Here is a 25089-nt window from a genome sequence, read left to right as displayed (position 1 = left end):
TATATAATCATAAAGGGGTGCTGAGAATGAAAAAAGAAAGATTAAATCGCATATTAGAAAATATGGATAAACACCATATTGAACAATTAATTATTACTTGTCCTAATTCTATTTTTTATTTATTAGAAAAATGGATTCATCCAGGTGAAAGAATGTTGGCCTTGTTTATAAATAAGGAGAAGAAGGCAAAACTTATTATAAATGAATTATTCCCAATTGAAGGTGATTTAGGTGTAGATTTAGTAGTTTATAATGATACTGAAAATCCTATAAATTATTTAGGTAAATTTATAAATAAAGAAATTTTAATGGGAATTGATAAGGAATGGCCCTCTAGATTCTTAATTGAACTATTAAATCAAATGGAGGGTCTAAAGGTTACAAATAGTTCCATTGTCATAGATGAAGTGAGAATGATTAAGGATAAGGAAGAATTAGATCTAATGAGAAAAGCTTCAAGAATAAACGACAAAGCTATGGGGGAACTATTAGAATATGTTAAAGAGGGTAAATATACAGAAGCTCAATTAGGAAAAATTTTAGGTACAATTTATGCTAAATACGGTGGGGATGGTTTTTCCTTTAGTCCACTCATTTGTTATGGAGAAAATGCTGCTGAACCTCATCATAGCTCAGATGATACTATATTAAAAGAAAATAGTTCTATAATTATTGACATAGGATGTTTTAGGCAAAATTATGCATCTGATATGACAAGAAGCTTTTTTTATGGAGAGCCAAGTGAAGAATATAAAGAGATATATGAACTTGTTAGAAAAGCAAATAAAACAGCCATAGGAGCAGTAAGACCAGGTGTGAAATTTAGTGAAATTGATAAAGCGGCAAGAAAGGTTATAGAAGATGGGGGTTACGGAAAGTATTTTACCCATAGAACAGGCCATAATATAGGGATTAATGTACATGAGTTTCCTGATGTAAGTTCAGCAAATCATATGCCAGTTCAAGAGGGCATGGTTTTTTCCATAGAACCAGGTATTTACATACCAGGCAAGTATGGAGTAAGAATAGAAGATTTAGTTGTAGTTACAAAGGATGGTTGTGAAGTATTGAATCAATATCCTAAGGAGTTAGTTACTTTAAAATAATATCTTATAATTATTACCAATTCTGAAAAGGTTTAATTAGCCAAGTCATATTTTATTATTAGGGTTGACAAAAACGTTTAGGTGGTATACGATTCTAGTATGATAGAAAAAAATGTAAAAACAGTAGTAGAAAAATTTATGATGATGATTGAAAAATTATCTAGTTCAAGTAGGAAGCCTAGAGATTATGGTACTGATGTGGACATATATCGAAGTGAGATTCATATAATGAAGGTAATAGGAGATTACTCTAATTTACATGTTTCAGAAATCGCTAGGAAATTTAGAGTAACAAAGGGTGCAATATCACAAATTCTAAAAAAACTTGAAAGGAAGGGTTTAGTTGAGAAATATTTAGATGAAACAAATAACACTAGATTATTAGTTAAATTGACAGATAAGGGAAGGGGGGCATATGAGCACCACGAGGAATATCATAGAAAGTACGATAAAGATATTTTCACATATTTAGAAGAGCTAGATGATCATGAGTTAGAGGTTTTATTGACATTTATTGAAAAGGTGAGTGACATGGCGGAAAAACATATGTAATGTTTCCGCTTTAGTTTCCACAAAACGTATACATGCTAAACATCATCCTGTAATAAGTTATAATAACAGGTGAAATTTATGAATATATAAGGTACTATATTTTTTTATGAGAAACGTATACCATATATACGTTTTTGTGAAAATTCATATATAAATAAAAATAATAATATTAAGAAGGGGAGAGAAAAATGAATGAGAGAATTAGAATTATGAATGAAGAAAGAATTTCTACAGTATTATTGAAATTTGGAATACCTGCAATTGTAGGTATGCTCATTAATGCCATATATAATTTTGTAGATGCCATATTTGTAGGGGGATTAGGAACCAGTGCAATGGGGGCTGCTGCTATAGCATTTCCCATATCAATGGTTATTATAGGCGTTGGATTGACACTGGGAAGTGGTGCAGCTTCTTATATTGCAAGACTATTGGGAAAGGGAGACAGGAAACAGGCAAATAAAACTGCTTCTACAGCATTTTTTGGTAGTATAATTTTAGGGGTAATGATAATAATACCATCTTTAATTTTTATAGAACCATTATTAAAGTCCTTTGGAGCAACAAAGAGCATATTACCCTTTGCCAAGGATTATGGGTATATTTTTATTGGAGGTTCGGTATTTAGTGTTATGAATATAACATTGACTAATATAGTGCGGGCTGAAGGGGCCGCTAAAATGGGTATGAAAGTATTAATTGTAGGTGCAATACTAAATATGATTTTAGATCCAATCTTTATATATACTTTAGATTTTGGAATAAAAGGAGCTGCCATTGCCACAGTAATATCACAAGTGGTGACTACAATTTTATTGATTAATTTTTTTTATAGTGATAAAAGTAGTATTAAATTATCAGTTAAGTATTTCACCCTATCTAAAGAAATTTTGCTTGAAATATTTAAAATAGGAACTCCAACTCTTATTTTTCAGATATTATCAAGTGCATCCATGGGTTTAATAAATTTAGCGGCTGCTCCTTATGGAGATGCTGCCGTAGCTGCAATGGGTATTGTTAACAGGATATTTGCCATAGGAAGTTATGTCATATTTGGATATTCAAAGGGTTTTCAGCCTATTGCAGGATATAGTTATGGTGCAAAAAAATACGGTCGTTTGAAGGAATCAATAGATATTTCCCTTAAATGGACAACGTACTTTTGTCTTGCTTTAGCAATAACTCAAAGTATATTTGCAAGACAGATAGTATCTGCGTTTAGTAATGACCCTAGAGTTCTTCAGATAAGTGCTAGAGCTTTAAGGGCTTATAGTATTATGTTTCCATTCTTTGGTTTTCAAATAATTTATATGACATTATTTTTAGCATTAGGAAAAGCAAGGGAGGGTGCCATATTAAGTCTAGGAAGACAAGGCATGTTTTTGATACCTACTGTTCTAATTTTACCTAGAATAATAGGTTTAGATGGAGTAATTTTTTCTCAAGGAATCGCAGATTTTTTTACAACATTACTAACATTGTTCTTTAGTATTAAGATAAACAATAGAATTAAGAGTATGTTAAAATCAAGTCCAATAGGCAACAAAATTTATGAAAAAAGGAAATCTTAGTGTGGCTAAATCTATATTAAATAATAATATTATAATACTTCAAAGGAATAAAAATCTAGTATGGGATTTTTCACAGGTCATACAATCGGAGAAGTTAAGAAAACTATAAATGAAGACATAGAAAAATTAGAAAATTTTATAGCCCACCAAATTCCAGACTTAGCTTAAGCAGTGGTAACACCTATTATAGTCATATCATATCGTTTATATTTAAATTGGAAACTAGGATTAGTTTTATTCATTCCAATTATTTTAGTATTTCTAAGTCAAATGGCCATGTTTAGGGGTATGAAAAAATCCATGAAACATAATGAAATGGAAAGGGCTAAAAAATGGTCAATTTAATAATGTGATTGAAAGATAAGAATGATATAGAGAAATCTGTGCCATTCTTATTTTTATTATTTAGATAAAGTCCCTTATTAATTCTAATTGAGAAGTTTATACTATAAGAATATAATTATATTATGAATTATACAAATTTAGGGAGGAATTATAATGCATAAATTTCAACCAAAGAATAAGAGTAAACTTGATAATGAGTGGAGAAGAGAAAATCTACCTCCACAGGATACCCTTGAAAAATTAGGGTTAGAAGCAGATGATACGGTTGCAGATGTGGGGTGTGGGATAGGATATTTTACTGTTCCTGCTGCACAAATTGTAAATGAAGAGAATAGTGTTTTTGCTTTAGATATTTCTGAAGAAATGTTGGAGGAAGTTATAAAAAGAGGAGAAGATGCTAAAATTACAAATATTCATGTCATACAGACTAGTGAATATGATTTAAAAATTCCTAATGAATCTGTTACTTTTGTACTCCTTGCAAATATAATTCATGAGGTTGAGGATAAAGAAAGATTTTTAAGAGAAGTAGCTCGAATATTAAAAGATAAAGGAAAAGTTGCAGTAATAGAGTGGGAGAAGAAAGAAACAAAAATTGGACCGCCAATTGACCATAGGATTAGTAAAGAAGAAGTAAGTCAATTGTGTAATGATTTAGGATTGCATATGAAGGAAAATCTTGAGTTTGCAAAATGTTTTTATGGTCTTATAGTAGAAAAAAATAGAATATGTCTATGAATGATGGGAGATGATTGAACTAATCAATTATTTCCTTATTTTTATATTTATATTTCTTAAAAGGAATAATATATAAGAACCATAAAATGGAATTCTAAATAGAGGAAAAAAGGGAAAATTAAATACATAGATAATTTAGACTTAAGTTGAAAGAATGGAGAATGATATATTAAAAAAACATTATAGAAATTGACTAAGGAGTGGAAATTACACATGGGAGAAAAAGAAAAGGATTACTTAAAAGATAAAACATGTAAAGCTAATGTTGTGAATTTAAATTGGAGAAGAATTCCTAAAGAGATAAGGTGTGAACTTATTAATGAGGTTTATTGTGGTCACTGTGACGATTGTGTAAAAATAATAAAATATTATATAGATGAAAGTGAATATGAACTGATTTTGAAAGGGAAATGTTCAATTTGTGGAAAAGACTTGGAAAAAACTATAGAAAAATAAGGACTCTGTATTCATACATATGAGAGTCCTTATTTTTTTCATATGCATAAGGCATATTCAAAAGGGTGTGTGTTTATAACTTTTGTATACAAATTTTATAAAAATTCATAGGTAAGATTTAGTTGTTTATTTTCTAAATATGAAAAAAATTCATATTTAATCTAGCAGCCACATTCTGGCTCAGGATTACAACACATACAGAATATAACAACTAACAATAGGAAAAAGAATAATAAACTGCTGTTACAGCAACCGTCCATGTATTTACACCTCCTTCATCTAGGAAGTAAATTTAGCTAATTGCTAGCTAATATAGACTATGTGTTAATATGATAGTTTGTTACATTGAATTTTGTTATAAGAATAATAGAAAATTTAATGTAAATAATATGGTTAATAATGTTTAACTTGTAATAGATGCCTTAGTGTTACGGAATCTATAACAATAATTAAAATAAAATTATACTTTAAAGGGATGTTTTAAAAATGAATGTTATTGAAACTAATAATTTGACTAAGAACTATGGAAAATCAAGGGGCATTGTGGATGTTAATTTTACGGTTGAAAAAGGGGAAATTTTTGGATTTATTGGGCCAAATGGTGCTGGAAAATCAACTACTATTAGGACCTTGTTATCTTTAATATATCCAACTAGTGGAAGTGCTAAGATATTTGGGAAGGATGTTGTGGAACATGGCCCTGAAATAAAAAAAGAAATTGGATATTTGCCCTCAGAAGTTTTTTATTATGACAATATGAAAGTTATTGACCTTCTAAAGTATTCAGCTAGCTTTTATAAAAAGGACTGTACCAATAGAATTAATTATTTAGCAGAGGTAATGAATCTTGATTTAAATAAAAAAATTCATGATTTGTCCTTTGGAAACAAAAAGAAGGTTGGCATAGTTCAAGGCCTACTTCATGAACCTAAATTAATTATTCTTGATGAACCCACTAGTGGATTAGATCCTCTTATGCAGCAGAAATTCTTTGATTTATTAGAAGAAGAAAATAAAAAAGGTGTAACAATATTTTTTTCTTCCCACATTTTAAGTGAAGTTCAAAGGTTATGTGACCGGGTGGCAATTATTAAAGAGGGGGAAATAATAAAACTAGAGAAAATTAGTACTTTAAAAGAAAATAATTATAAAAAGTTCAAAATTGAAATCACATCAAAAGTGGATGAAGATTACTTTAATATTGAGGGTGTAAATAAGTTAGAATCCAAGGGAAATAGAATTAGTTTCATGTTTAAGGGGGATGTTAATAGGGTTATGGGAAAAATTTCATCTATTAATATAAGTAATATTTGGATAGAAGAGCCGGATCTTGAAGAAATTTTTATCAATTATTATTCAAAGGAGGAATAAATAGGATGAATATATTCCTACATGAATTAAAATCTTATGGAAAATCTACTATTTTATGGAGCGTAGCATTAGTCCTAGTTGCCACTGTATTTTTTTTATTATATCCTTCATTTTCAAAGGATGTGGAAAAGATAAAAGGACTAATGGAAGGTTTTCCAGAGGCCATACGAATAGGAATGGGAATTACACTCGAGAGTTTTGCTAGTATATTAGGATATTATTCCTTTCCCTTCACCTTTGTACTTTTAATTGGGTCAATTGAAGCTATGAATTTTGGCATATCTGTAGTATCAAAGGAAGTAAGTGAAAGAACAGGAGATTTCCTTTTAACAAAACCAATTAGGCGAAGAAAAATTTTAACATATAAGATAATGGCAATAGTCACCCTTTTAGTGATTACTAATATAATTTACATAGTAGCTACAACCATAATAATTTCTATTGTAAGTAATAAGGATTATAGTTTTCAAATATTTTTTATGATTTCCATAACTTTGTTATTTGTACAATTAATATTCATGTCATTAGGCGTTGCCATGTCAGTAATGTTACCTAAAATTAAATCTGTCCTATCTATTTCCCTTGCTACTGTATTTCTTTTTTATTTTATAAGTTTCTTAAGTTCAAAGGATCCTAATGATATGATTTCATATATAACTCCCTTTAAGTATTTTGATCCTGCTTATATTATAAAAAATAGTACATATGATAGACCCTTTCTTATTATAACTTTAGTGTTTATAATAGTTTCTATTACAGGGACTTATGTGATTTATTCTAAAAGAGATATTCATACTGTTTAGTTAATTTATTTGAAAAACTAGGAGGGGTAGTATATGAATATATTTACTAGGGAAATGAAGGCGCATGGAAAATCATTGATTATATGGTGTATAGGTATGGTTAGTATGATTGGCTCGGGTATGGGGAAATATGCAGGATACTCTAGTTCGGGTGAGTCTATAAATGATATATTAGCTATATTTCCCAAATCCCTATTAAGTATAATGGGCATAAGTAGTTTTGATTTATCAACTGCCATGGGCTTTTATGGTGTTACTTTTTTATATCTTCTATTAATTGCTAGCACCCATGCTGTTATGCTAGGTGCTAATATTATAGGGAAAGAAGAGAGGGATAAGACCGCAGAGTTTTTACTTGTAAAACCTGTTTCAAGGAGTGAAATCATAACTTCAAAGTTATTAGCAGCTTTTTTGAACATTATAATTTTGAATTTGATCACATTTACTGGATCAATAGTTGTTGTAAATTATTTTAATGAAGATGGTACCATATTAAGAAATATGATAACTCTAATGGTAGGTATGTTAGGGCTACAGATTATATTCTTATCTATAGGCTCATTTATTGCTTCGGTTAGTAGAAATTATAAGAAAGCTTATTCTGTTGCCACTGGTGTAGTCCTCACAACTTTTGTTCTTTATATGGTAATAAATATGTATGATAGGCTTGAGAACTTAAAGTATCTTACTCCTTTTAAGTATTTTGAAGCCCAATCTATAATATTAGGGAAGGGAATTGACTTTGTTTTCATAATATGGTCAATTGTAATTATAGGATTATCACTGGCAGGTACTTATGTATTTTATAATAAAAGAGATTTTGGCATATGAAAGAATATGCCTAATATATATAAAATAGAAATCCATTACTAGGAAGTAATGGATTTTTATTTTTTATATACATTAATTATGGGATTATCTAATATGCACCATATGGGTTAAACCCACAAAAGGACCTATACAATTTGTGCTAGCCATGTACCTCCTCCACCACTTATCTTTTATGTAAATTACAGCTGATAGTATAAAATATCATGTTTATACTTAGTATGTTACTCTAATTAATTTAATCCTTTGTAAAGTAGGTAAGGTTATTTTCTATTAGAAAAAGTCAAAATAAGGCATACAGAATAATACAACTAATAGGAAAAAGAAAAATAATAAGATAGTATTATCTTCAAAAATATTTGATAAAGCTTCAACAGTCATTAATGTGCACCTCCCTTGTTAAAACGCAAATTTAGCTGTTAATATAAAATATGAAAGACTTACAAAGTTGGTTACAGTATTTTTAGTTTGACGAAGAAGGAATAATGTATATGTATATAGAAGTGTATATAGTCTGAAAAGTGAATCATACAAGGAGAAGGAGGAATAATATGGGACAAATAAAATGCTTAATTTGTGGAATGAATATAAACCTGAAAAACTATAAATTAAATGAAAATACCTTTTTAGAAAAAAATGAAAAAGATCACATAATAAATTGCCCTTTTTGTGGAGTTGGAAAAGTTTATTTAGATAATAATAGTCCATTATTTAAAGTGGAGAGTGAAGATTTAGATAAAGAAACTTTAAAAGTATTAGATAAGGCCATGAAGCTAGAAGTGTTTAATGGTGAGTTTTATAAGGAAGCTAGCCAGTTGGCCCAAAATAATGAAATAAGAGAATTATTTAGGGAACTAAGCTTTGTAGAATTTATGCATGCTAAAGTACATAAAATATTAGGTGGTTTTAAAGAAATGCCTAACCTTCATAAACCAGATTATACTAAACATGATAATGATGACCTATTGTTAGAAGAAGCTAGAAAGAGAGAAAAGCATGCCATAGAGTTTTACAATAAAAATAGTAAGATAGTCTCTAGTCCTGTGATAAAGGAAGTATTACAGGCCCTATCCCAGGTGGAAAAACAACATGAAATAATAGCAGAAAGTAGAAAAGAAAAATCTTAAGAAGTTACATAGGGTAGCTTCTTTTTTTTATGAAAAAGTCATTTGTAGGTATAATATGGTATATGTTTAGTATAAGGGGTGATTATATTGACAAATGCTTTTAATGTAATGTTAGGTAGAGATAAATATGTTCTTTTGATGAATGAGGATACAAAGAATAAAAAAACCAATATTCAATTGAAGAAGGATGAGGATTATAAAAGTACTACACTATACTACACTAGTTTGAATTATTTGGGAGTTGAGATATATAATAAGATATGGAATGTTACAGGTGATTATGTTTTAGTATTTTACTCTCAGCCAGAGGGAAACGGAGAGTTCATATCCTATGATGTGTTAGGAATTAAGGAGAAAACACCTAGGATTTTAATAGGAGAAAAGGTTTTATTTCAGGGGAGTGTATTTTTTTATGATACTAGGCTGGTTAGGGGCGTAGGAAATAAATATAAAGTATGGAAAATGGGTCATAAGCAATTTACCTTTAAGCCCTTTATAATACCGCCCTATCCAAATGCTCATATTATAAGATATGGGATAGATTCAAGGGGAAATACATATGTACATCCCTACAACGAAAGGATAAAGATTGGAAGTATAGTTCAGCTATTAAAAAAAGGCTTAAATAATTATACGGATAGAATATTAATATCTAGTGTACCAGATAATTGTGTGAAATATATGAAAGCAGGATTATTTCAAGTGAGTAAGAAAGGGAATGCTAAAATAACCATAGTTCCTCAAGGACAGAATTTAGATAAGAGTAAAGAGATTAATCTTATAATATATTAAATTAATCATATTAAAGACCGTTGTGAAAACCATTGAAGTTGTGCACAATTTGGTGATTCATTAACACTATTGACAACTTGTGTAATACTGGTATCCTAGTTATAGAGGAAAAATAAGAAAAATATCCTAAAATGGAATGAAATGTAGAAGTTTCTTGAAATTCAATATTCTAAAAAGATTAAAAATTAGGAAAATATTTGGAGTGAAAATATGAATCTGCTAAAGAGAGTAAAAGAATTGATCTATGATAGGGAAGGAATATGTTTAGAAGAAAAATATTTTTTATGCATGAATATACTTGCCAGTATAACTATGGTATTTTTAATATTTATTAGTCTCATAATAGATGTTTATCAAGGGAGAATGTGGCTAATGTATATTGGGGCAATTTTGTGTACATATATATCCTATGAGTATATATATAATAATAATAAATTACAAAGATTATTTATAGGAACTATAATTGGATTAGCCATATGGGGTTGGTTTTCTAGTGGAGGATTACATGGAGGGCACTCCTACTATTTCATATCTATTATGATATTAATAACAATTTTACTTAGGGGTAAAGAAAGAAATCTACATATGGGAACTATCATATTGGTACTTTTTATTTTAATATATATAGAAACTCTGTATCCACATCTTATATATGGCATATTAGAGACGAAAGAAATGTACATAGATAGAATTGTAGATTTGTTTATAAATATAATAATAACATCTATTTTCTTAATGTAGATTATAAAAGAATTTGATAAGGAGAGAAATGATGTAATAGAAAAAAATAGAAAATTAATAAAGTCTAATGAGTTGTTAAAACTGAAAAATATGGAAATTATGGAAAAAAGGAAATTATTAGATGAGTCCTATAAGGAATTAGAAGACAAAAAAGAAGAGATTCAGTTTTTATATTACAATGATACACTTACTAACATACCCAATAGGGTTCATGGACAAAAAAATCTAAGAGAAATAATAGCCAAAAATCATTCCAATAAGAAAATTGCTGTTGCACTTATGGGAGCAGATAACTTTAAGCATATAAATGAAACGTTTAACCACAATATAGGAGATAGATTATTGAAAAACATAGGAAAGAGATTGCTAAGTTCCTTTACCTATAATAAAGTAAGTCGATTGGGTGGGGATGAATTTATGGTTGTTATTGGGGATATAAACTCTCATATGGATGTGGAAAAGAATGTTAATAGAATAATGGAAGAAATGAAAAAGGATTTTCATATTGAAGAGAATATTATAGGCATAAATTGTAGTATAGGAGTGGCAATATATCCTTCCCATAGTACAGATATAGATAGTCTATATAGATATGCAGATATTGCTTTAATGGAAGTGAAAAGAAATGGAGGAAATAATCTTAAAATATTTAAGGAGGACTTATTAGAAAAATCTTATAAAGATATACAAATGAAAGAAAAATTGATGGAAGCAGTAAGAAATCATACATTAGATATATATTATCAACCTAAAGTAGATATACATAATAATAATATGGTAGGATGTGAAGCCTTATTAAGGTGGAATCATCCTGAAAAAGGCTATATTTCTCCTGAATATTTTATAGGATTAGCAGAAAAATATAACTTAATGAAAGAAATAGATAATTATGTATTCATAAAGGTTTTGAAACAGCTAAAAAATTGGATTAAAGAAGGCTTTGAACCAGTCCATGTGGCTATAAATATTTCAGCTGAGAGATTTTATGATTATGATTTTACAAAAAGAGTATGTACTTTCATTGAAGAAATTAATATAGATACTAATCTTTTGAATTTTGAAATTACAGAAACTAATATAATGAAAAATCCTTATAAGGCAAGGGAAACATTAAACTTAATTAGAGGAAAGGGAATATCCATATCATTAGACGATTTTGGAACTGGATATTCATCGCTAAATTATTTAAAACTGTTTCCTATAGATACATTAAAGATAGACAAGTCATTCATAGAAGAAATTTGCTATGATAAGGTAAATAGAACCATCGTAGAAGCAACTATAACCATGGCAAAGGTACTAGACCTAAAAATTGTAGCAGAAGGTATAGAAGAGGAAGAACAACTAGCCATGTTAAAATATATGGGGTGTGATGAATATCAAGGATACTATTTTAGCAAACCTATACCAGCAGGGGAATTTGAGCTATTATTAAAGAAAAATAGTGAGTCCTCTATATAGGTATTAACTTTTTAGAGTTAGGTTATGGTATAATTAATAGGGTTTAAACTATAGAAAAAATTTTAAGATTACTAAGTATATAAGAGGTGAATGAAATGGCTGGAATAAAATATGAAATAATTAAAACAGAAGGAGTAGTATCAGAATCATCTAGGGGTTGGACAAAGGAACTAAATTTAATAAGTTGGAATGATAGACCTCCTAAGTATGACCTAAGAGATTGGGCAACAGATCGTGAAAAAATGGGAAAAGGTGTTACTTTATCTAAAGAAGAATTGAAAAACTTAAGGGATATATTAAACGAAATGGATTTATAAAATAAAAAAGTTCTTTAGGCATATGAAAGAAATAAACTAGTTTATTTCTTTCATATGCCTTAACTTATGTTAAGGAACTTTTTTGTCTTTCAAATAAAATATTAAAACTAATATACCTAGGGGATAGAAGCTATTTAGTGTAAATAGGGTTCCTTCAAATATACCACTTCTTACTTCTTCATAGGTTATAAATAGAGTTCCTATTGTACCAAAGAAAAGACATATGTGAATTAGTGATGATTTACGTTTTTTCATAATTAGTATTAAAGTAAAATAAAATAGGACATATCCTATTAACCAACTCATATTTTTAAAGGTAAAGTAATCATTATATATATCTAATATTAAATTAGCAAATGATCCTATAAAGGCCATATATACGCTTAATAAAAATATTTTCTTGTATTTAAAATTAAATATAATATAGACTAATAAACCTATTAAAAATATTATTTGTGAAAACTGAAATAAGACTTCACCTAGCTGGAAAATAGATTTGAATTTTAAATAGAGTTTTAATTTAGGGATAAAATCTAAATAAAGTCCAATTATTGATAATAAATTTATGAAAATAATTATAATTTTACTCAAAATATGACCTCCCTTATAAAAAGAATAAAACAGAAACAAGGAGCTGTAAAGCTCCTTAATCCTGTTATTTTTTAGGAGTTCCAATTTCAATAGGATTATTATCTGGATCAAGGCTCCATTGGAACCAACCATCATCAAATACACTTATGTTCTTCCATCCTAGTACGTGGGCATCTATGAATGTTAAGGATGCTCTCCATCCTGTACCACAATAGAAGGACATTTTGTCATCTTTATTTAAACCAATTTCCTTGTAGTAATTTTCCACTTCAGAAATACTTCTATGAGTTCCATCTATATCTTCAAAGTTTGACATATCTTGAGATGTATTTCCTGAGTTAGCCCATATGGCTCCCTTTATTCTACCCTTTCTATCAAAGTAGCTATAACCACTAGTTTTACCTATATATTCATCCCAAGTTCTAACACTTACTAATTTACCATCCTTTAGAACTTCCTTAGCTTCTGGAATATTTATTATTAAGTCTGGATTTTGAGGGATTTTAGCTCCAAAGTCTTTAATAGATTTAGGTTCATTAACAGTAGTTTCAAGTTCTAAACCAGCATCTAACCAGGCTTGTTTTCCACCATTTAGTACACGAACATCGTCAACTCCCAAGTACATCATCACAAGGGCAACTCTCTCAGCTCCCATAGAAGGAGTACCATATACGATTACTGTAGTATCCTTTGTTATACCAAACTTTTTAACTACTTCTTCAAGTTCAGCATCAGTCTTTACATTCCACTCAGGACCCTTTTCTATTTCGTTAGTATCAAACTGAAGGGCTGTAGGTATATGACCTTCTTTATAGATGTCCATTCCGTTGTAGTTAGACTCAAGTAGTGCGTAACCTTTTCCTGGGTAAGTTTCTGGGTTTTTACCATCAATTAAATCCTTAACCCATCTAGGAGAAACTAAAACTTGGTAGTTTTCATATTGAATTACTTCATTAGATTCATCCTTAGACCAATCTAAGAACTTATAGTTTGAAACTTTATCATAACCTAAACTAGTTAATTTATTATATAGGTTTTCACTAACTTTTCCATGATCAGAATAAACTACAATATCCTTATCCTTTGTGATTCCCTTTTCACTCAATAAATTATTTAACTCACTATCATCCTTAACCTTGTCTAACCATGTGGCAGGAAATTGAATAGCACCAGGAATATGTCCTCCACGTACATTTTCACTTTCTTTAAAACCGTTAAAAGCTTCATCTGAACGGGTATCTACTAATACTGTATTTTCACTTTGTAACTTTTCAGTTAAAGCAGATGTATCGATATAGCCCATTTCCTTTGATTCGTTACTAGTCGTTTCTGCTTTTTCACTTTTATCAGAACATCCTATGAAAATAGAAGTTACCATTAAAAGTAAAGCAGCTAATAATATGAATTTGTTTTTTAATTTTGTCTGAAACACTTTTATTTACACCTCCGAAATTTGTCGAAAATTAATACACTTTAAATATAGTCTATAAAAATTCTAAATATTTTACAAATAGAAAAAGTTTATAGAATTTTATATGATATAAAAATTTTATATAGTATAATTTAGTATTATAATGGTTTTGAATTATATATAAAGAAAAGGGTGGTTAAATGCACTTTGCTTATATGGTAAGATGTAGTGATAATTCCTTATATAGTGGATATACAAAGGGGAATAGTCCCAAAAGAAGGGTTCAAATGCACAATATGGGAATTGGTAGCAAATATACTAGAACTAGGTTACCCGTTAGATTAGTATATTTTGAGAAGTTTGAAAATAAAAGGGAAGCAATGAAAAGGGAATATGCCTTTAAAAGACTTAGTAAAAAACAAAAGGAAAAGCTAGTTGAGGAATTTGGAATAGAATGAAAATTGTATTAATGTGCCTAATGAGTGAAAAGTTTGGTGCATTTACTATTAATAATTTCAGATTCTTATTTAGTATGATTTGTGTAGTTATGATCGGAGGAGGGATTATGGTGAAAGAGATTATTATAAATGAGATTAATAGAATAAGTGATGAACTTATAAAAATAAATGACTTTATGTACGATTATCCAGAACTGGGGAATGAAGAATTTAAAAGTTCCCAATTATTAAAGGATATTTTAAAAAAACATGGCTTTTCAGTAGAAAGGAATATAGCTAATCAAAAAACTTCATTTAAGGCAACTTATGATAGCAAAAAGGACGGTCCTACCGTTGGATTTTTATGTGAGTATGATGCTTTACCGGACATAGGGCATGGATGTGGACATAACATGATAGGTACTATGGGGCTAGGTGCTGGAATTGGTCTTAGTAAGGTAATAGATCAAATAGGAGGAAAAATAGTCGTATTAGGAACTCCAGCTGAAGAAACGGATGGAGGAAAGGTACACATGGTAAATGGAGGAGTATTTGAAAACATAGATGTGGCTATGATTGTTCATCCAGCTGCAAAGAGTTTTAATAGCGGAACTTCTCTAGCTATGGATGCCATAGAATTTGAGTTTATAGGTAAGCCAAGCCATGCAGCAGCTGAACCAGAGGCAGGTATAAATGCCTTAGATGGAGTCATTATGACATTCAATGGTATAAATGCCTTAAGGGAACATCTAAAATCAGATGTTAGAATCCATGGGATCATAAAAGAAGGTGGTGTGGCTGCTAACATAGTGCCAGAGCGAGCTGTGGCTCAATTCTATGTGAGAGCTAAAAAAAGAAAATATTTAAATGAAGTTGTAGAAAAGGTAAAGAATATAGCCAAGGGTGCTTCTTTAATGACAGGAGCTAAATTAAATGTTAGAAATTATGAGATAAGTTATGACGATATGGTAACTAATAAAGTATTGTCAAAGGTATTTCAGGATAATATGAAATATATGAAGGTAGATGATTTAGAAGAAAATAAATCAGGTCTTGGCTCTATAGATATGGGTAACGTAAGTTATGTAGTACCATCAATACATCCTTACATAGGCATAAAAGAAGGTGTAGTGGCCCATACTAAAGAATTTGCAGATAACACTATCACTCCTAAGGCCCATGAAAGAATAATTCAAGGAGCAGCAGCCATGGCCTTAAGTGGATATGATGTAATAGTAGATAAAGAATTGTTAAAATTGATTAAGGAAGAATTTGAGAATAAGTAGGAATTTCTTAATTATAGTATAAGGTGGGGGTTAAATGGAAAAAAGACTAATAATCATGCTTATAGGAATAATTTTATCAGTTACAATGATATCTTGGATGAAAGAAGATAATTCAAAACCAATTATAGAAGCTAATAATTCTGAAGGTGAAGTAGAGGGGACTAAAAATGATGATATATTAATAAACCTAAGTCTCAGTACTTTTGGACAAATTTATAAACTAACAGAAGATGTAGAATTCAATCAAATCTATTTATCATCATATGATAGGAAAAGAAAGCTTGATATGGAAACTATTACTTTAAATAAAGAGAAATTTAAGGATGTTTATGAGGCGTTATTGAAGTTGCATTGTGTAAAATCAAGTAAGAACGAAATAGCTACTACTAAAAATCCTTATGACTACTCTATTGACTTCAATATTAAAGAAAACCACAAGTATAGGTCTTTTAATGTGGGGTTTGGTAAATCATATTTACTAGTTTCTCTAGTAGGAGTGAACGATTATCTATATAAACATGAACTTTTAGAAGAAGATTACTTGAAAATAAAAGAATTATTAGATAGGGTTAAGTCTAATAACTCATATTGATGATGTAGTTTAGACTCTTATTATGGATTTACTATACAAATGAAATCTTATATTATAGTATCAGTATTCATATTATTTAGATTAATCAACTAAAGAAATATGATAGTTATTTATCATATCTTTTTATGAAAATAATAATATAGAGAAGATTATAAAGAATTAAAGGATTTTTAAATTACAATAAAGAACTATTCATGGGGAATGAAAAAAGATAAAGGGAGTAAAGTTACTCCCTTTATCCAATATCAAAATTCAATACATTTTCCTCTGTATCTTGTTCGATTATGATTATGTAAGAATCTGTAACCTGTATCTTCAATATGGTAGATGAAATTTCTTCCACATGAAATTCATCATTAAATTCTGTCATTTCTTCAGCATTTTTAGAAATGAACCTTAAAAAGTAAGTTATAGGTAGACCATTAATTAATTGGGTTTTACCATCTTTAAACTCTAGTAGACTAATAGGTGCCTTAAAATTTTGTATTACTAAATCCATTAATTCTTGCATACTAACTTTCATAACATAACTCCTTTTTATAAGTGTAGTTTATATCAGTTTTGTAGATCTAATTATTATTAAAAAAATTTAATATATAAGAAAATAGTAACATGCTAAAATTGTAAAATCAAGTCATTTAAAGAAAATATGGAGGTATATAAGATGATTTTAATCAAAAATGCTCATATTTATACTATGGGTGAAAAAAATTATGAACATGGAGCCCTATTAATTAAGGATAAAAAAATAGAGTATGTAGGGCCTAATTTAGAGGAAAAGGATGCTGAAATAGTAATGGATGCAAAGGGGAAATTTGTCATGCCTGGTATGATTGATGCCCATTGTCATTTAGGCATGTGGGAAGATGCCGTTGGTTTTGAAGGGGCAGACGGAAATGAAATAGTAGATCCTGTAAGTCCTCAGCTTAGGGCTATTGATGCAATTAATCCTATGGATAGATGTTTTGAAGAGGCACTACTTGGGGGGATAACTACTGTGGCAACAGGACCTGGTAGTGCAAATGTTATAGGGGGTCAATTTTCTGTTATAAAGACCCATGGAGATAGGATAGATGATATGATTGTAAAGGAAACCCTAGCCATGAAGTGTGCCTTTGGAGAAAACCCTAAGAGATGCTATAGTAATATTAAAAAATCTCCCTCTACTAGGATGGCCACAGCTGCCATTATGAGGGAAGCCCTTATGAAGGCTAAGGAATATGTGGACAATAAGAAAAAGGATAAGGATACTAAATTCAATATGAAGTATGAAGCATTAGAAAAGGTACTTAGTAAGGAGATTCCATTAAAGGCTCATGCCCATAGGGCTGATGATATTTTAACGGCTTTAAGGATAGCTAAGGAATTTGATTTAGATATTACATTAGAACATTGTACAGAAGCCCATTTAATAACTAAATATTTAAAGGAAGGTTATCAAAAGGGAATAATAATAGGACCCACACTATCTGAAAGATCTAAAATAGAACTTAAAAATCTTACCTTTAAAACGGCGGGCATATTAGAAAAGGAAGGTATTGAATTTGCCATAATGACAGACCATCCAGTGATTCCACTACAATACTTACCCCTATGTGCAGGATTAGCAGCAAGGGAAGGTTTAAAGGAAGACACTGCCCTTAGAAGTATAACTATAAATCCCGCTAAAATATTGGGTATAGACCATAGGGTAGGAAGTCTTGAAGTTGGAAAGGATGCAGATGTGGTGATTTTTGATGGACACCCCTTTGACTTGAGAAGTAAAGTGGATAAGGTAATAGTAAATGGGGAAATTGTAAAATAAAAAACAGGTAGTAAGTGGGAGCTTACTGCCTGTTTTTTTATTTTTAAAGAATATTATCCACCAGTTACCAAGCTAGTTTATTTAGATAATATACTCAATGTTAATTCTCTTAATACTTTACAAGCGACAGCAGTAGACATGCCACTTTGGTCATAATGGGGTGATAATTCAACCACATCAGCACCTACAATGTTTAAATCTTTTAATAATACTATGGCATCTATAAGTTCTTTAAAAGTAACACCACCAGGTTCTATAGTACCAGTTCCACAAAAAACAGATGGATCTAGTATATCTAAATCTATAGTTACATAAACGGGTTTTCCTTTTAAAGATTCAACTGTGTTATCTAAATTAGTAAAGTCAAATTTATTTAAATTGGTGTGTTCTTTAGCCCACTTAAATTCCTCTTTCAACCCTGAGCGAATTCCAAATTGATGTATCTTATTGTCGCCTAAAAAATCCCAAGTTCTCCTTATGACCGTGGCATGGGAAAGTTTCTCTCCCATGTAATCTACTCTTAAATCAGTATGAGCATCAAAGTGGATAATGTGTAAATCCTTATATTTGTCATATAAGGATTCCACAGCAGGTAGAGTTACTAAATGTTCTCCACCTATCATTAGGGGAATCTTATTAGCTTTTACTACTTTACTCGAGAAATCTTTTATCATATCTAAGACTTTTTTTGTATTACCAAAGGGAAAGTCTAAATCTCCATAATCATATAATTTATAATCTTCTAAATCCATATCCATATAGGGGCTATAAGTCTCAAGTCCATATGAATCATTTCTCATATGCATGGGACCAAACCTAGTGCCAGGTCTAAAGGAGGTGGTTCCATCAAAGGGAGCACCAAATAGTACTAAATTAGATTCTTCATAATCATTTTCAAAACCTATAAATGATAAAGTATTTTTAGTGAGAGCCACTTTCAATCATCTCCTTAACATATGTTGGAAGCATGAAGGATCCTATATGAATATGCCTATTATAGTATTTTGTCTTTAACCCAAACTCTTCCCACTTAGAAGGATTAAAGTCTTTAATTGGATCATATTTCTTAGATGCAAATCCAAATAACCAATGGCCAGATGGGTAGGTAGGCATATGGAATTGATATACCTTAGCAATTGGAAAAATTCCTTTAATCTTTTCACTTGCACGTATCATTTCCCTTGCATCACCTTCATAATAAGGACTTTCGTTTTGATTAACTAATATTCCCTCTTCAGTTAAAGCCTCAAAACAATTTCTATAAAACTCCCTAGTAAATAATCCTTCTCCAGGTCCGATAGGGTCAGTAGAGTCAACTAATATTAAGTCATATGTATTAGGTTTGTTTTTTACAAACTCAATACCATCTTCATAAAATAATGTAACTCTAGGATCATCTAATTTAGATGATGTAATAGGTAAATATTCTCTAGATACATGAACTACCATCTTATCTATTTCAACCATATGAATTTTTTCGATGGAAGGATACCTAGTAAGTTCCCTTACTGTACCCCCATCTCCACCGCCAATAACTAATACATTTTTAATATTTGGGTTAGTTGCCATTGGCACATGAGAGATCATATCATGATAGATGAATTCATCCTTTTCTGTTACCATCATTAATCCATCTAATGTTAGAAACTTTCCGAATTCATCACTTTCGAAAATATCTACACGCTGAAAATCACTTTGTCCTGTAAATAAATGATTACTTACTTTAATAGAAAATTTCACGTCTTCAGTGTGTTTTTCGGTATACCATAATTCCATAATATCTATTCCTCCTCGAGTCTAAGACGCAGCATTATCTACAGGTTTAAATGTAACAGTTCCTAAATCTTCTTTTGAATAATGCTTTATTTTATCTACTAATCCCCTTGGAACTTCTGTAGTTTCACTTTTTTCAGACTCTAGTTTTTCTGCTAAATAATCAAAAGCAATCCATGGATCTACACTATCTCCACATGTGAATAAATCCACTGCGGCATAGCCATACTCAGGCCATGTATGAATAGTAAGATGGGATTCTTGAATGATTACAGCTCCACTTACACCCCATGGATTAAACATGTGAAAGGCACTTTGTACAATTGTGGCTTTTGCCTTTATTGCAGCTTCGTTCATGTATTTTTCAATTAATGCGTGGTTGTTTAGCACCTCTTTGTCACAATTGTAAAATTCAACTAATATATGTCTCCCTAATTGTTCTATCTTCATAATTGTTCACTCCTAAAACTTGAAATTTAAACCTTTTGACCTATCTTTACAATACAGTATGATTTTTTAAAATTAATTACTTTTAAAGTATACAGTTTAGTAAAAATAAACTTTGTGTTTAAAAATAGAATGGTTTTTTACTGCTAAACTTTTAGTTTATTTTTAGTGTTTGTTTTCTATTACTAAACAAATAGTTTATTTTTACTAAATATAAATATACTATGTTTTTAAAAAAAGTCAATAGTTTTTATATAAAAAATTTCTAGTGAAGGAAGTAAAAAAAGAAGCCCGTAAAAAGACTTCTCTTAGGCTCCTAATATTTTAATATTATTAATTTCAGGATCATGGGAATCTGTAATTAAAACATGTTGATTCTTTAGCTCTTCTATATAATCAACTATTTCTTTACTAATTCTTTCACCAGGACTTATTATAGGAATACCTGGAGGGTATGCCATAATAGATTCTCCACTAACTTCTCCAATAGAATCTTTTAAGGGAATTATTTTTGTTCTACTATAAAAGGCGTCCCTAGGTGAAACTATTATATCTGGGTTTTCTAATAATATATTATAGTTAAAAGATTTAGCTCTTTTGTAGTTTTTACTTATATGGGATAGGCTATTAATTAGTTTATCCACTGAATTTTTATCATCTCCCAAACTAATTATTGCAAGTATATTATTAATATCTCCAAGTTCCACTTGGATCTTATATTTATCTCTTAAAAGTTCATAGACTTCAAAGCCTGTAAGGCCCAGGTCTGAAACTTTAATGCTTAGTTTTGTTTCATCAAAATCATAAACACCCCTATTATTAATTAATTCCTTAGAAAAAGCATATAAGTGTGGTATTTTATTTATTTTTTCCCTAGCATATCTACATACGCTAAGAATGTGAGAAAAAATTTCTTCACCACGGGTAGCCAAAATTTTTCTAGAACCATCTAAACTACTCATTAAAAGGTAGGATGCACTAGTTGTTTGAGTTACATTTAAAATATTTCTAATTTTCATGGGAGAAATATTTTTTTCATTTAATAAAATTGCAGAACTTTGAGTCAAAGATCCCCCCGTTTTATGAAGGCTTATGGCAGACATATCCGCTCCAGCTGCCATGGCAGAGATAGGTAGGTCATCATGAAAATGAAAATGGGCACCATGGGCTTCATCTACTAATACTAACATATTATGTTCATGGGCTAAATCAACAATCCTCTTTAAATCACATGTGACACCATAGTAGGTAGGATTTATAATAAATACTGCCTTTGCATCTAGATTACTCAAAATTGCTTTTTTCACAGATTCATAGGACATACCCATGGCAATGCCTAAATCCTCATTAGTTTCTGGTTGAATATAAACGGGGATGGCACCACTTAAAACTAATCCGCTTACGGCAGATTTATGAACGTTTCTAGGCATGATAATTTTATCATATGGACCACAAACGCTCATTATCATTCCTTGTATTCCAGAAGATGTACCATTTACTAAAAAGAAACTATGGTCGCACCCATACGCATTTGCTAAAAGTTCCTGAGATTTTTTTATGACGCTAGTTGGGTTAGACAAATTATCTAAACATTTCATGGAATTTACATCCATTTTCATTAGATTAGATCCAAAAAGATCCCTAAGCTCCTTTGTGCCTTTACCAAATTTATGTCCAGGTACGTCAAAGGGTGTTATGCTACTATTTGAATATTTTTTTAAAGCATCAATTAATGGTGTGGAAAATTGGTTTAAAGACACAATATTGTCACTCCTTTATATTTGAGTTTCATATTGTAAAGATAAGGTCAGTAAAATTTTATCACATATGTTAGAAATGTCAATGAGAAAAATTGTTTGTGATACTGTCAAAAATATTCTTATATATTGTTGAAAAATGAAGTATTAAATAGTATACTAAGGAGGTCAATAAAACAAAAAAAGAGATGGAGTTAGGCAAATGGCAAAGAGAGTAGCAGTTTTAGGTGGACCACGTTGTGGTAAAACAACTTTAATACAGCAATTATATGTTGATATGAAAATTATGGGAATTGATGCAGGTTACGCATTAGAATATTCTACAGAATATTTAAGAGACAAGGGAATGATTGAATCCATAAGTGAACAATACGGAATCTATTTAGGGCAAAAGAGAATAGAAGACAATTTAGAAGATCACGAATATGCATTGACAGATTATGCCACATTTGTTCCCTATATATACGGTAGATTCATGCTAGGAAGTAAGAGAAGAAATAAAAAGGAAATTGAAATACTAAAAGATCTATATGTTTTAGCTATTGAAGACATTCCTAGATACGATCACATAATATACCTGCCTAGAGAATTTGGATATAAAAAAGATGGAGTGAGATGGCAAGATGAAGAGGTTGCAAAACAAGTGGATGAAGCTATCCTATCTTTCTTAAAAGCAGAAAATGTCCCATTTATTCAGCTAAGTGGATCAACAAAGGAAAGAGCAGAGAAGCTATTAGAAATTCTTAAAGAGGATATGGTAGAGGACAAATAATTATTTTTAAAGGGTGCATAAATGAGTATGTACTCTTTTTTGCTATAATAATAATTATTATTAAAAGAAAGGTTGATAATTATGAAATTAATGTTTGTATCTGATATACATGGTTCCATATATTATGCTAAAAGGGCCATAGAAATATTAGAAAAGGAAAAAGCCCAGGCGTTAATCCTATTAGGAGATATATTGTATCATGGGCCAAGAAATCCGCTACCAAAGGAATATAATCCAAAAGAAGTGGCAGAGTTATTAAATAAATACAAGGATAAAATAGTAGCTATTAGGGGGAATTGTGATTCAGAAGTGGATCAGATGGTGTTAGATTTTCCCATAAGCGCAGATTATAATTACATATTACATGGAGATAAAAGATTATTTTTAACCCATGGTCACATATATAATGAAAATAACATGGATAGATTATCTAGTGGTGATGTATTAATCCACGGTCATACCCATATTCCTGTCGCTAAAGAAGTAGGAGATAAGTATGTGATAAATCCAGGTTCCATAACATTACCTAAAGAAAATAATCCAAACTCTTACGGGGTGTTGGAAAATAATTTATTTCAAATTAAGGATTTGAGAGGAAATGTACTAAAGTCAATTTCCTTATAAATGTGCTTAACCAAAAAGAGAATCCATATGGATTCTCTTTTTGGTTATAATCTAACACTGTCTCCACGACCCATATTAACTTCAAATCCAACGCTTTGGATTCTCTTTTGGATACATACTCTGCAATGGGCTGCTTCGTCCCCAGTACAGATTTTGTTATCATAAAGGGAATAAAGCTCACGAACATTAGTGGGAGAAAGGTTTGGCATAACCACATTAGCCCCTGCTTGTAGGGCCTGTTCTCTACCTTTGCTGTGAATAGTTCCCACGGCTGTAGTGGAAGGAAGTAGACAGTCAGGAATTAATAGTCTAGTTAAAGCAAGCATTATTAAAGTTTTTTCAAGGGTACCACTTTTCTCTTCTTTAAGGGGGGTGTCCTTGTGAGGTAAGTATGGTCCAATGCCTATCATATGAGGATTTAGTCTTTTTAGAAATAATAGATCCTCCACTAAATCTTCGTTTGTTTGATGGGGAAGTCCTACCATAAAACCTGCTCCCACCTGGAAGCCAATTTCCTTTAAATTATAAAGACATTCAATTCTGTTTGATAATTTCATTCCTGGATGGAATCTATTATAAAGATCTTCAGAAGCAGCTTCATGTCTTAATAAATACCTATCGGCTCCTGCTTCGTATAAGGCTTTATATGTATCATAATCTCTCTCTCCTAAGGACAGGGTAATGGCTGCATCGGCATATTTACTCTTTATGTCCTTTATTAGGGTACAGAGTTTTTTTGTATCATAATAAAAATCTTCACCACTTTGTAATACAAAGGTTCTATATCCTAGATTATACCCAATTTCACAACACTGGATTATTTGATCGTGACTTAATCTATATCTATGAGCGACCTTATTAGAAGCACGAATACCACAATACATACAATCCTGTTTACAATAATTTGAAAACTCTATAAGACCTCTCATGTATACTTTGTTATCATAGTATTTTTTACTTGTTTCATGGGCATAGTTAAAAAGCTTTTCTTTGTAGGTTTCATTCATATTATCTAAAATATAAAGAAGCTCATCTTGAGATGCCTCATTTTTTTCATAAAGATTACTTAGGAATTTATCCATAAATTACACTCCTTTCGTCAATAATATTATATAAGATAATTCTTAAGAAATAAAAAAATAAAAATTTACAAGCTATACAAAAATTTACAAGAAATCCATTGATAAAATTTTTATTTACTTTAAATTAACATTATAGATTTCTGGTGTATAAACTTGCTTTATATGGGCCTATTTCAGGAAAATATATTGAAAATCTTTTCCACCCAAGTCCTTGTCACAAGCGAAAGTGTGAATCTTCGTATATAGGTTCATGTGTCATGTTGGAGTAGAATAGGATGTTGTGACGTTCCAGGGTTCCAAAGATT

At 30.3% G+C, this 25089-nt stretch carries 27 protein-coding genes; 19 read left to right on the top strand and 8 right to left on the bottom strand.

Translation table 11 applies throughout. The annotated features are described in order from the left end of the window. Positions 1–26 precede the first annotated feature (26 nt). From N4A57_RS06150 to N4A57_RS06085, 13 genes are all read left to right on the top strand, one after another. Positions 27–1106 (top strand): M24 family metallopeptidase, encoded by a 1080-nt coding sequence (locus N4A57_RS06150; RefSeq protein WP_293656878.1) that lies wholly within the window; start codon positions 27–29, stop codon positions 1104–1106. Positions 1107–1205: 99 nt separating this feature from the next. Further along, the gene (locus N4A57_RS06145; RefSeq protein WP_293656877.1) at positions 1206–1658 is read left to right on the top strand and encodes a MarR family winged helix-turn-helix transcriptional regulator; all 453 of its coding nucleotides are present in this window, start codon (positions 1206–1208) and stop codon (positions 1656–1658) included. Positions 1659–1846: 188 nt separating this feature from the next. After that, the gene (locus N4A57_RS06140; protein ID WP_293656875.1) at positions 1847–3229 is read left to right on the top strand and encodes an MATE family efflux transporter; all 1383 of its coding nucleotides are present in this window, start codon (positions 1847–1849) and stop codon (positions 3227–3229) included. 498 nt (positions 3230–3727) lie between these two features. Next, a complete protein-coding gene (locus N4A57_RS06130) occupies positions 3728–4312 on the top strand; it encodes a class I SAM-dependent methyltransferase (protein ID WP_293656873.1) in 585 nt (194 codons plus the stop codon). 189 nt (positions 4313–4501) lie between these two features. After that, positions 4502–4768 carry a hypothetical protein gene (locus N4A57_RS06125; RefSeq protein ID WP_293656871.1) on the top strand — a complete coding sequence of 89 codons (267 nt, stop codon included), beginning with the start codon at positions 4502–4504 and terminating at the stop codon, positions 4766–4768. Between the two features lie 486 nt (positions 4769–5254). Continuing rightward, positions 5255–6139, top strand: a complete 885-nt coding sequence (locus N4A57_RS06120) for an ABC transporter ATP-binding protein (protein ID WP_293656869.1) — start codon at positions 5255–5257, stop codon at positions 6137–6139. Between the two features lie 5 nt (positions 6140–6144). Beyond that, a complete protein-coding gene (locus tag N4A57_RS06115; RefSeq protein WP_293656868.1) occupies positions 6145–6942 on the top strand; it encodes an ABC transporter permease subunit in 798 nt (265 codons plus the stop codon). Positions 6943–6975: 33 nt separating this feature from the next. Then, on the top strand, positions 6976–7773 hold the full coding sequence (locus N4A57_RS06110) for an ABC transporter permease subunit (RefSeq protein WP_293656866.1): 798 nt from the start codon (positions 6976–6978) through the stop codon (positions 7771–7773). Positions 7774–8321: 548 nt separating this feature from the next. Further along, the gene (locus N4A57_RS06105; RefSeq protein WP_293656864.1) at positions 8322–8897 is read left to right on the top strand and encodes a ferritin family protein; all 576 of its coding nucleotides are present in this window, start codon (positions 8322–8324) and stop codon (positions 8895–8897) included. 87 nt (positions 8898–8984) lie between these two features. Beyond that, positions 8985–9689, top strand: a complete 705-nt coding sequence (locus N4A57_RS06100) for a hypothetical protein (protein ID WP_293656863.1) — start codon at positions 8985–8987, stop codon at positions 9687–9689. A 210-nt stretch (positions 9690–9899) separates the two neighbouring features. Beyond that, entirely contained in the window at positions 9900–10430 is a 531-nt protein-coding gene (locus N4A57_RS06095; protein WP_293656861.1) for a hypothetical protein, read from the top strand. A 90-nt stretch (positions 10431–10520) separates the two neighbouring features. Further along, a complete protein-coding gene (locus N4A57_RS06090; protein ID WP_293656860.1) occupies positions 10521–11891 on the top strand; it encodes a putative bifunctional diguanylate cyclase/phosphodiesterase in 1371 nt (456 codons plus the stop codon). Between the two features lie 95 nt (positions 11892–11986). Beyond that, positions 11987–12208: a YdbC family protein gene (locus N4A57_RS06085; RefSeq protein ID WP_293656859.1), complete on the top strand. Its 222-nt coding sequence runs from the start codon at positions 11987–11989 to the stop codon at positions 12206–12208. Between the two features lie 69 nt (positions 12209–12277). Here the strand turns inward: N4A57_RS06085 and N4A57_RS06080 are convergent, their stop codons facing one another. Both N4A57_RS06080 and N4A57_RS06075 read right to left on the bottom strand, forming a co-directional pair. Then, positions 12278–12799, bottom strand: coding sequence for a hypothetical protein (locus N4A57_RS06080; RefSeq protein WP_293656858.1), 522 nt, complete (start codon positions 12797–12799; stop codon positions 12278–12280). A 64-nt stretch (positions 12800–12863) separates the two neighbouring features. Beyond that, the gene (locus N4A57_RS06075) at positions 12864–14231 is read right to left on the bottom strand and encodes a rhodanese-like domain-containing protein (protein ID WP_293656856.1); all 1368 of its coding nucleotides are present in this window, start codon (positions 14229–14231) and stop codon (positions 12864–12866) included. 179 nt (positions 14232–14410) lie between these two features. Here N4A57_RS06075 and N4A57_RS06070 point away from each other — a divergent pair, with 179 nt between their 5' ends. Genes N4A57_RS06070 through N4A57_RS06060 form a run of 3 tightly spaced genes read left to right on the top strand, consistent with a single transcriptional unit; the run spans position 14411 to position 16525 of the window. Beyond that, entirely contained in the window at positions 14411–14668 is a 258-nt protein-coding gene (locus N4A57_RS06070; RefSeq protein WP_293656854.1) for a GIY-YIG nuclease family protein, read from the top strand. Then, the gene (locus tag N4A57_RS06065) at positions 14665–15933 is read left to right on the top strand and encodes a M20 family metallopeptidase (protein ID WP_293656852.1); all 1269 of its coding nucleotides are present in this window, start codon (positions 14665–14667) and stop codon (positions 15931–15933) included. Before N4A57_RS06070 ends, N4A57_RS06065 begins: the two co-directional genes overlap by 4 nt. Before the next feature lie 34 nt (positions 15934–15967). Then, on the top strand, positions 15968–16525 hold the full coding sequence (locus N4A57_RS06060) for a hypothetical protein (protein WP_293656850.1): 558 nt from the start codon (positions 15968–15970) through the stop codon (positions 16523–16525). A gap of 235 nt (positions 16526–16760) precedes the next feature. Here the strand turns inward: N4A57_RS06060 and N4A57_RS06055 are convergent, their stop codons facing one another. After that, positions 16761–17048 (bottom strand): hypothetical protein, encoded by a 288-nt coding sequence (locus tag N4A57_RS06055; RefSeq protein WP_293656848.1) that lies wholly within the window; start codon positions 17046–17048, stop codon positions 16761–16763. Between the two features lie 141 nt (positions 17049–17189). On the opposite strand from N4A57_RS06055, the gene N4A57_RS06050 reads away from it, so the two are divergent. Continuing rightward, complete coding sequence (locus N4A57_RS06050; protein ID WP_293656847.1) at positions 17190–18329, top strand: amidohydrolase; 1140 nt, start codon at positions 17190–17192, stop codon at positions 18327–18329. A 77-nt stretch (positions 18330–18406) separates the two neighbouring features. On the opposite strand, the gene speB is transcribed toward N4A57_RS06050, so the two are convergent. The 4 genes from speB to N4A57_RS06030 all read right to left on the bottom strand — a co-directional run bounded on the left by speB (position 18407) and on the right by N4A57_RS06030 (position 22309). Then, entirely contained in the window at positions 18407–19264 is an 858-nt protein-coding gene (gene speB, locus N4A57_RS06045; RefSeq protein WP_293656845.1) for an agmatinase, read from the bottom strand. After that, on the bottom strand, positions 19251–20105 hold the full coding sequence (gene speE / locus N4A57_RS06040) for a polyamine aminopropyltransferase (protein WP_293656843.1): 855 nt from the start codon (positions 20103–20105) through the stop codon (positions 19251–19253). Before speE ends, speB begins: the two co-directional genes overlap by 14 nt. A 21-nt stretch (positions 20106–20126) precedes the next feature. Further along, positions 20127–20552, bottom strand: coding sequence for an adenosylmethionine decarboxylase (gene speD / locus N4A57_RS06035; RefSeq protein WP_330671466.1), 426 nt, complete (start codon positions 20550–20552; stop codon positions 20127–20129). Positions 20553–20857: 305 nt separating this feature from the next. Beyond that, positions 20858–22309 carry an aminotransferase class I/II-fold pyridoxal phosphate-dependent enzyme gene (locus tag N4A57_RS06030; protein ID WP_330671465.1) on the bottom strand — a complete coding sequence of 484 codons (1452 nt, stop codon included), beginning with the start codon at positions 22307–22309 and terminating at the stop codon, positions 20858–20860. Between the two features lie 199 nt (positions 22310–22508). Here N4A57_RS06030 and N4A57_RS06025 point away from each other — a divergent pair, with 199 nt between their 5' ends. Together N4A57_RS06025 and yfcE are read left to right on the top strand one after the other, a co-directional pair. Next, on the top strand, positions 22509–23078 hold the full coding sequence (locus N4A57_RS06025) for an ATP-binding protein (protein ID WP_293656841.1): 570 nt from the start codon (positions 22509–22511) through the stop codon (positions 23076–23078). A gap of 81 nt (positions 23079–23159) precedes the next feature. Further along, positions 23160–23702, top strand: a complete 543-nt coding sequence (yfcE, locus tag N4A57_RS06020) for a phosphodiesterase (protein ID WP_293656839.1) — start codon at positions 23160–23162, stop codon at positions 23700–23702. Between the two features lie 44 nt (positions 23703–23746). On the opposite strand, the gene hydE is transcribed toward yfcE, so the two are convergent. Then, positions 23747–24784, bottom strand: coding sequence for a [FeFe] hydrogenase H-cluster radical SAM maturase HydE (gene hydE / locus N4A57_RS06015; RefSeq protein WP_293656837.1), 1038 nt, complete (start codon positions 24782–24784; stop codon positions 23747–23749). Positions 24785–25089: the final 305 nt, after the last annotated feature.

This window comes from Anaeromicrobium sp. (assembly GCF_025210435.1).
GTDB lineage: Bacteria > Bacillota > Clostridia > Peptostreptococcales > Thermotaleaceae > Anaeromicrobium.
The sequence above is the reverse complement of the archived record's forward strand: the minus strand, read 5'-3'. Positions and strand labels throughout refer to the sequence as shown.

Bases quoted from the DNA above. Each gene is read 5' to 3' on its own strand.
- hydE (WP_293656837.1), bottom strand. From the start codon at position 24,784: ATGGATAAATTCCTAAGTAATCTTTATGAAAAAAATGAGGCATCTCAA.
- N4A57_RS06130 (WP_293656873.1), top strand. From the start codon at position 3,728: ATGCATAAATTTCAACCAAAGAATAAGAGTAAACTTGATAATGAGTGG.
- N4A57_RS06060 (WP_293656850.1), top strand. From the start codon at position 15,968: ATGGAAAAAAGACTAATAATCATGCTTATAGGAATAATTTTATCAGTT.
- N4A57_RS06110 (WP_293656866.1), top strand. From the start codon at position 6,976: ATGAATATATTTACTAGGGAAATGAAGGCGCATGGAAAATCATTGATT.
- N4A57_RS06115 (WP_293656868.1), top strand. From the start codon at position 6,145: ATGAATATATTCCTACATGAATTAAAATCTTATGGAAAATCTACTATT.
- N4A57_RS06055 (WP_293656848.1), bottom strand. From the start codon at position 17,048: ATGAAAGTTAGTATGCAAGAATTAATGGATTTAGTAATACAAAATTTT.
- N4A57_RS06025 (WP_293656841.1), top strand. From the start codon at position 22,509: ATGGCAAAGAGAGTAGCAGTTTTAGGTGGACCACGTTGTGGTAAAACA.
- N4A57_RS06105 (WP_293656864.1), top strand. From the start codon at position 8,322: ATGGGACAAATAAAATGCTTAATTTGTGGAATGAATATAAACCTGAAA.
- N4A57_RS06095 (WP_293656861.1), top strand. From the start codon at position 9,900: ATGAATCTGCTAAAGAGAGTAAAAGAATTGATCTATGATAGGGAAGGA.
- N4A57_RS06050 (WP_293656847.1), top strand. From the start codon at position 17,190: ATGATTTTAATCAAAAATGCTCATATTTATACTATGGGTGAAAAAAAT.
- N4A57_RS06150 (WP_293656878.1), top strand. From the start codon at position 27: ATGAAAAAAGAAAGATTAAATCGCATATTAGAAAATATGGATAAACAC.
- speE (WP_293656843.1), bottom strand. From the start codon at position 20,105: ATGGAATTATGGTATACCGAAAAACACACTGAAGACGTGAAATTTTCT.
- N4A57_RS06070 (WP_293656854.1), top strand. From the start codon at position 14,411: ATGCACTTTGCTTATATGGTAAGATGTAGTGATAATTCCTTATATAGT.
- yfcE (WP_293656839.1), top strand. From the start codon at position 23,160: ATGAAATTAATGTTTGTATCTGATATACATGGTTCCATATATTATGCT.
- N4A57_RS06090 (WP_293656860.1), top strand. From the start codon at position 10,521: ATGGAAATTATGGAAAAAAGGAAATTATTAGATGAGTCCTATAAGGAA.
- N4A57_RS06140 (WP_293656875.1), top strand. From the start codon at position 1,847: ATGAATGAGAGAATTAGAATTATGAATGAAGAAAGAATTTCTACAGTA.
- N4A57_RS06145 (WP_293656877.1), top strand. From the start codon at position 1,206: ATGATAGAAAAAAATGTAAAAACAGTAGTAGAAAAATTTATGATGATG.
- speD (WP_330671466.1), bottom strand. From the start codon at position 20,552: ATGAAGATAGAACAATTAGGGAGACATATATTAGTTGAATTTTACAAT.
- N4A57_RS06065 (WP_293656852.1), top strand. From the start codon at position 14,665: ATGAAAATTGTATTAATGTGCCTAATGAGTGAAAAGTTTGGTGCATTT.
- N4A57_RS06120 (WP_293656869.1), top strand. From the start codon at position 5,255: ATGAATGTTATTGAAACTAATAATTTGACTAAGAACTATGGAAAATCA.
- N4A57_RS06085 (WP_293656859.1), top strand. From the start codon at position 11,987: ATGGCTGGAATAAAATATGAAATAATTAAAACAGAAGGAGTAGTATCA.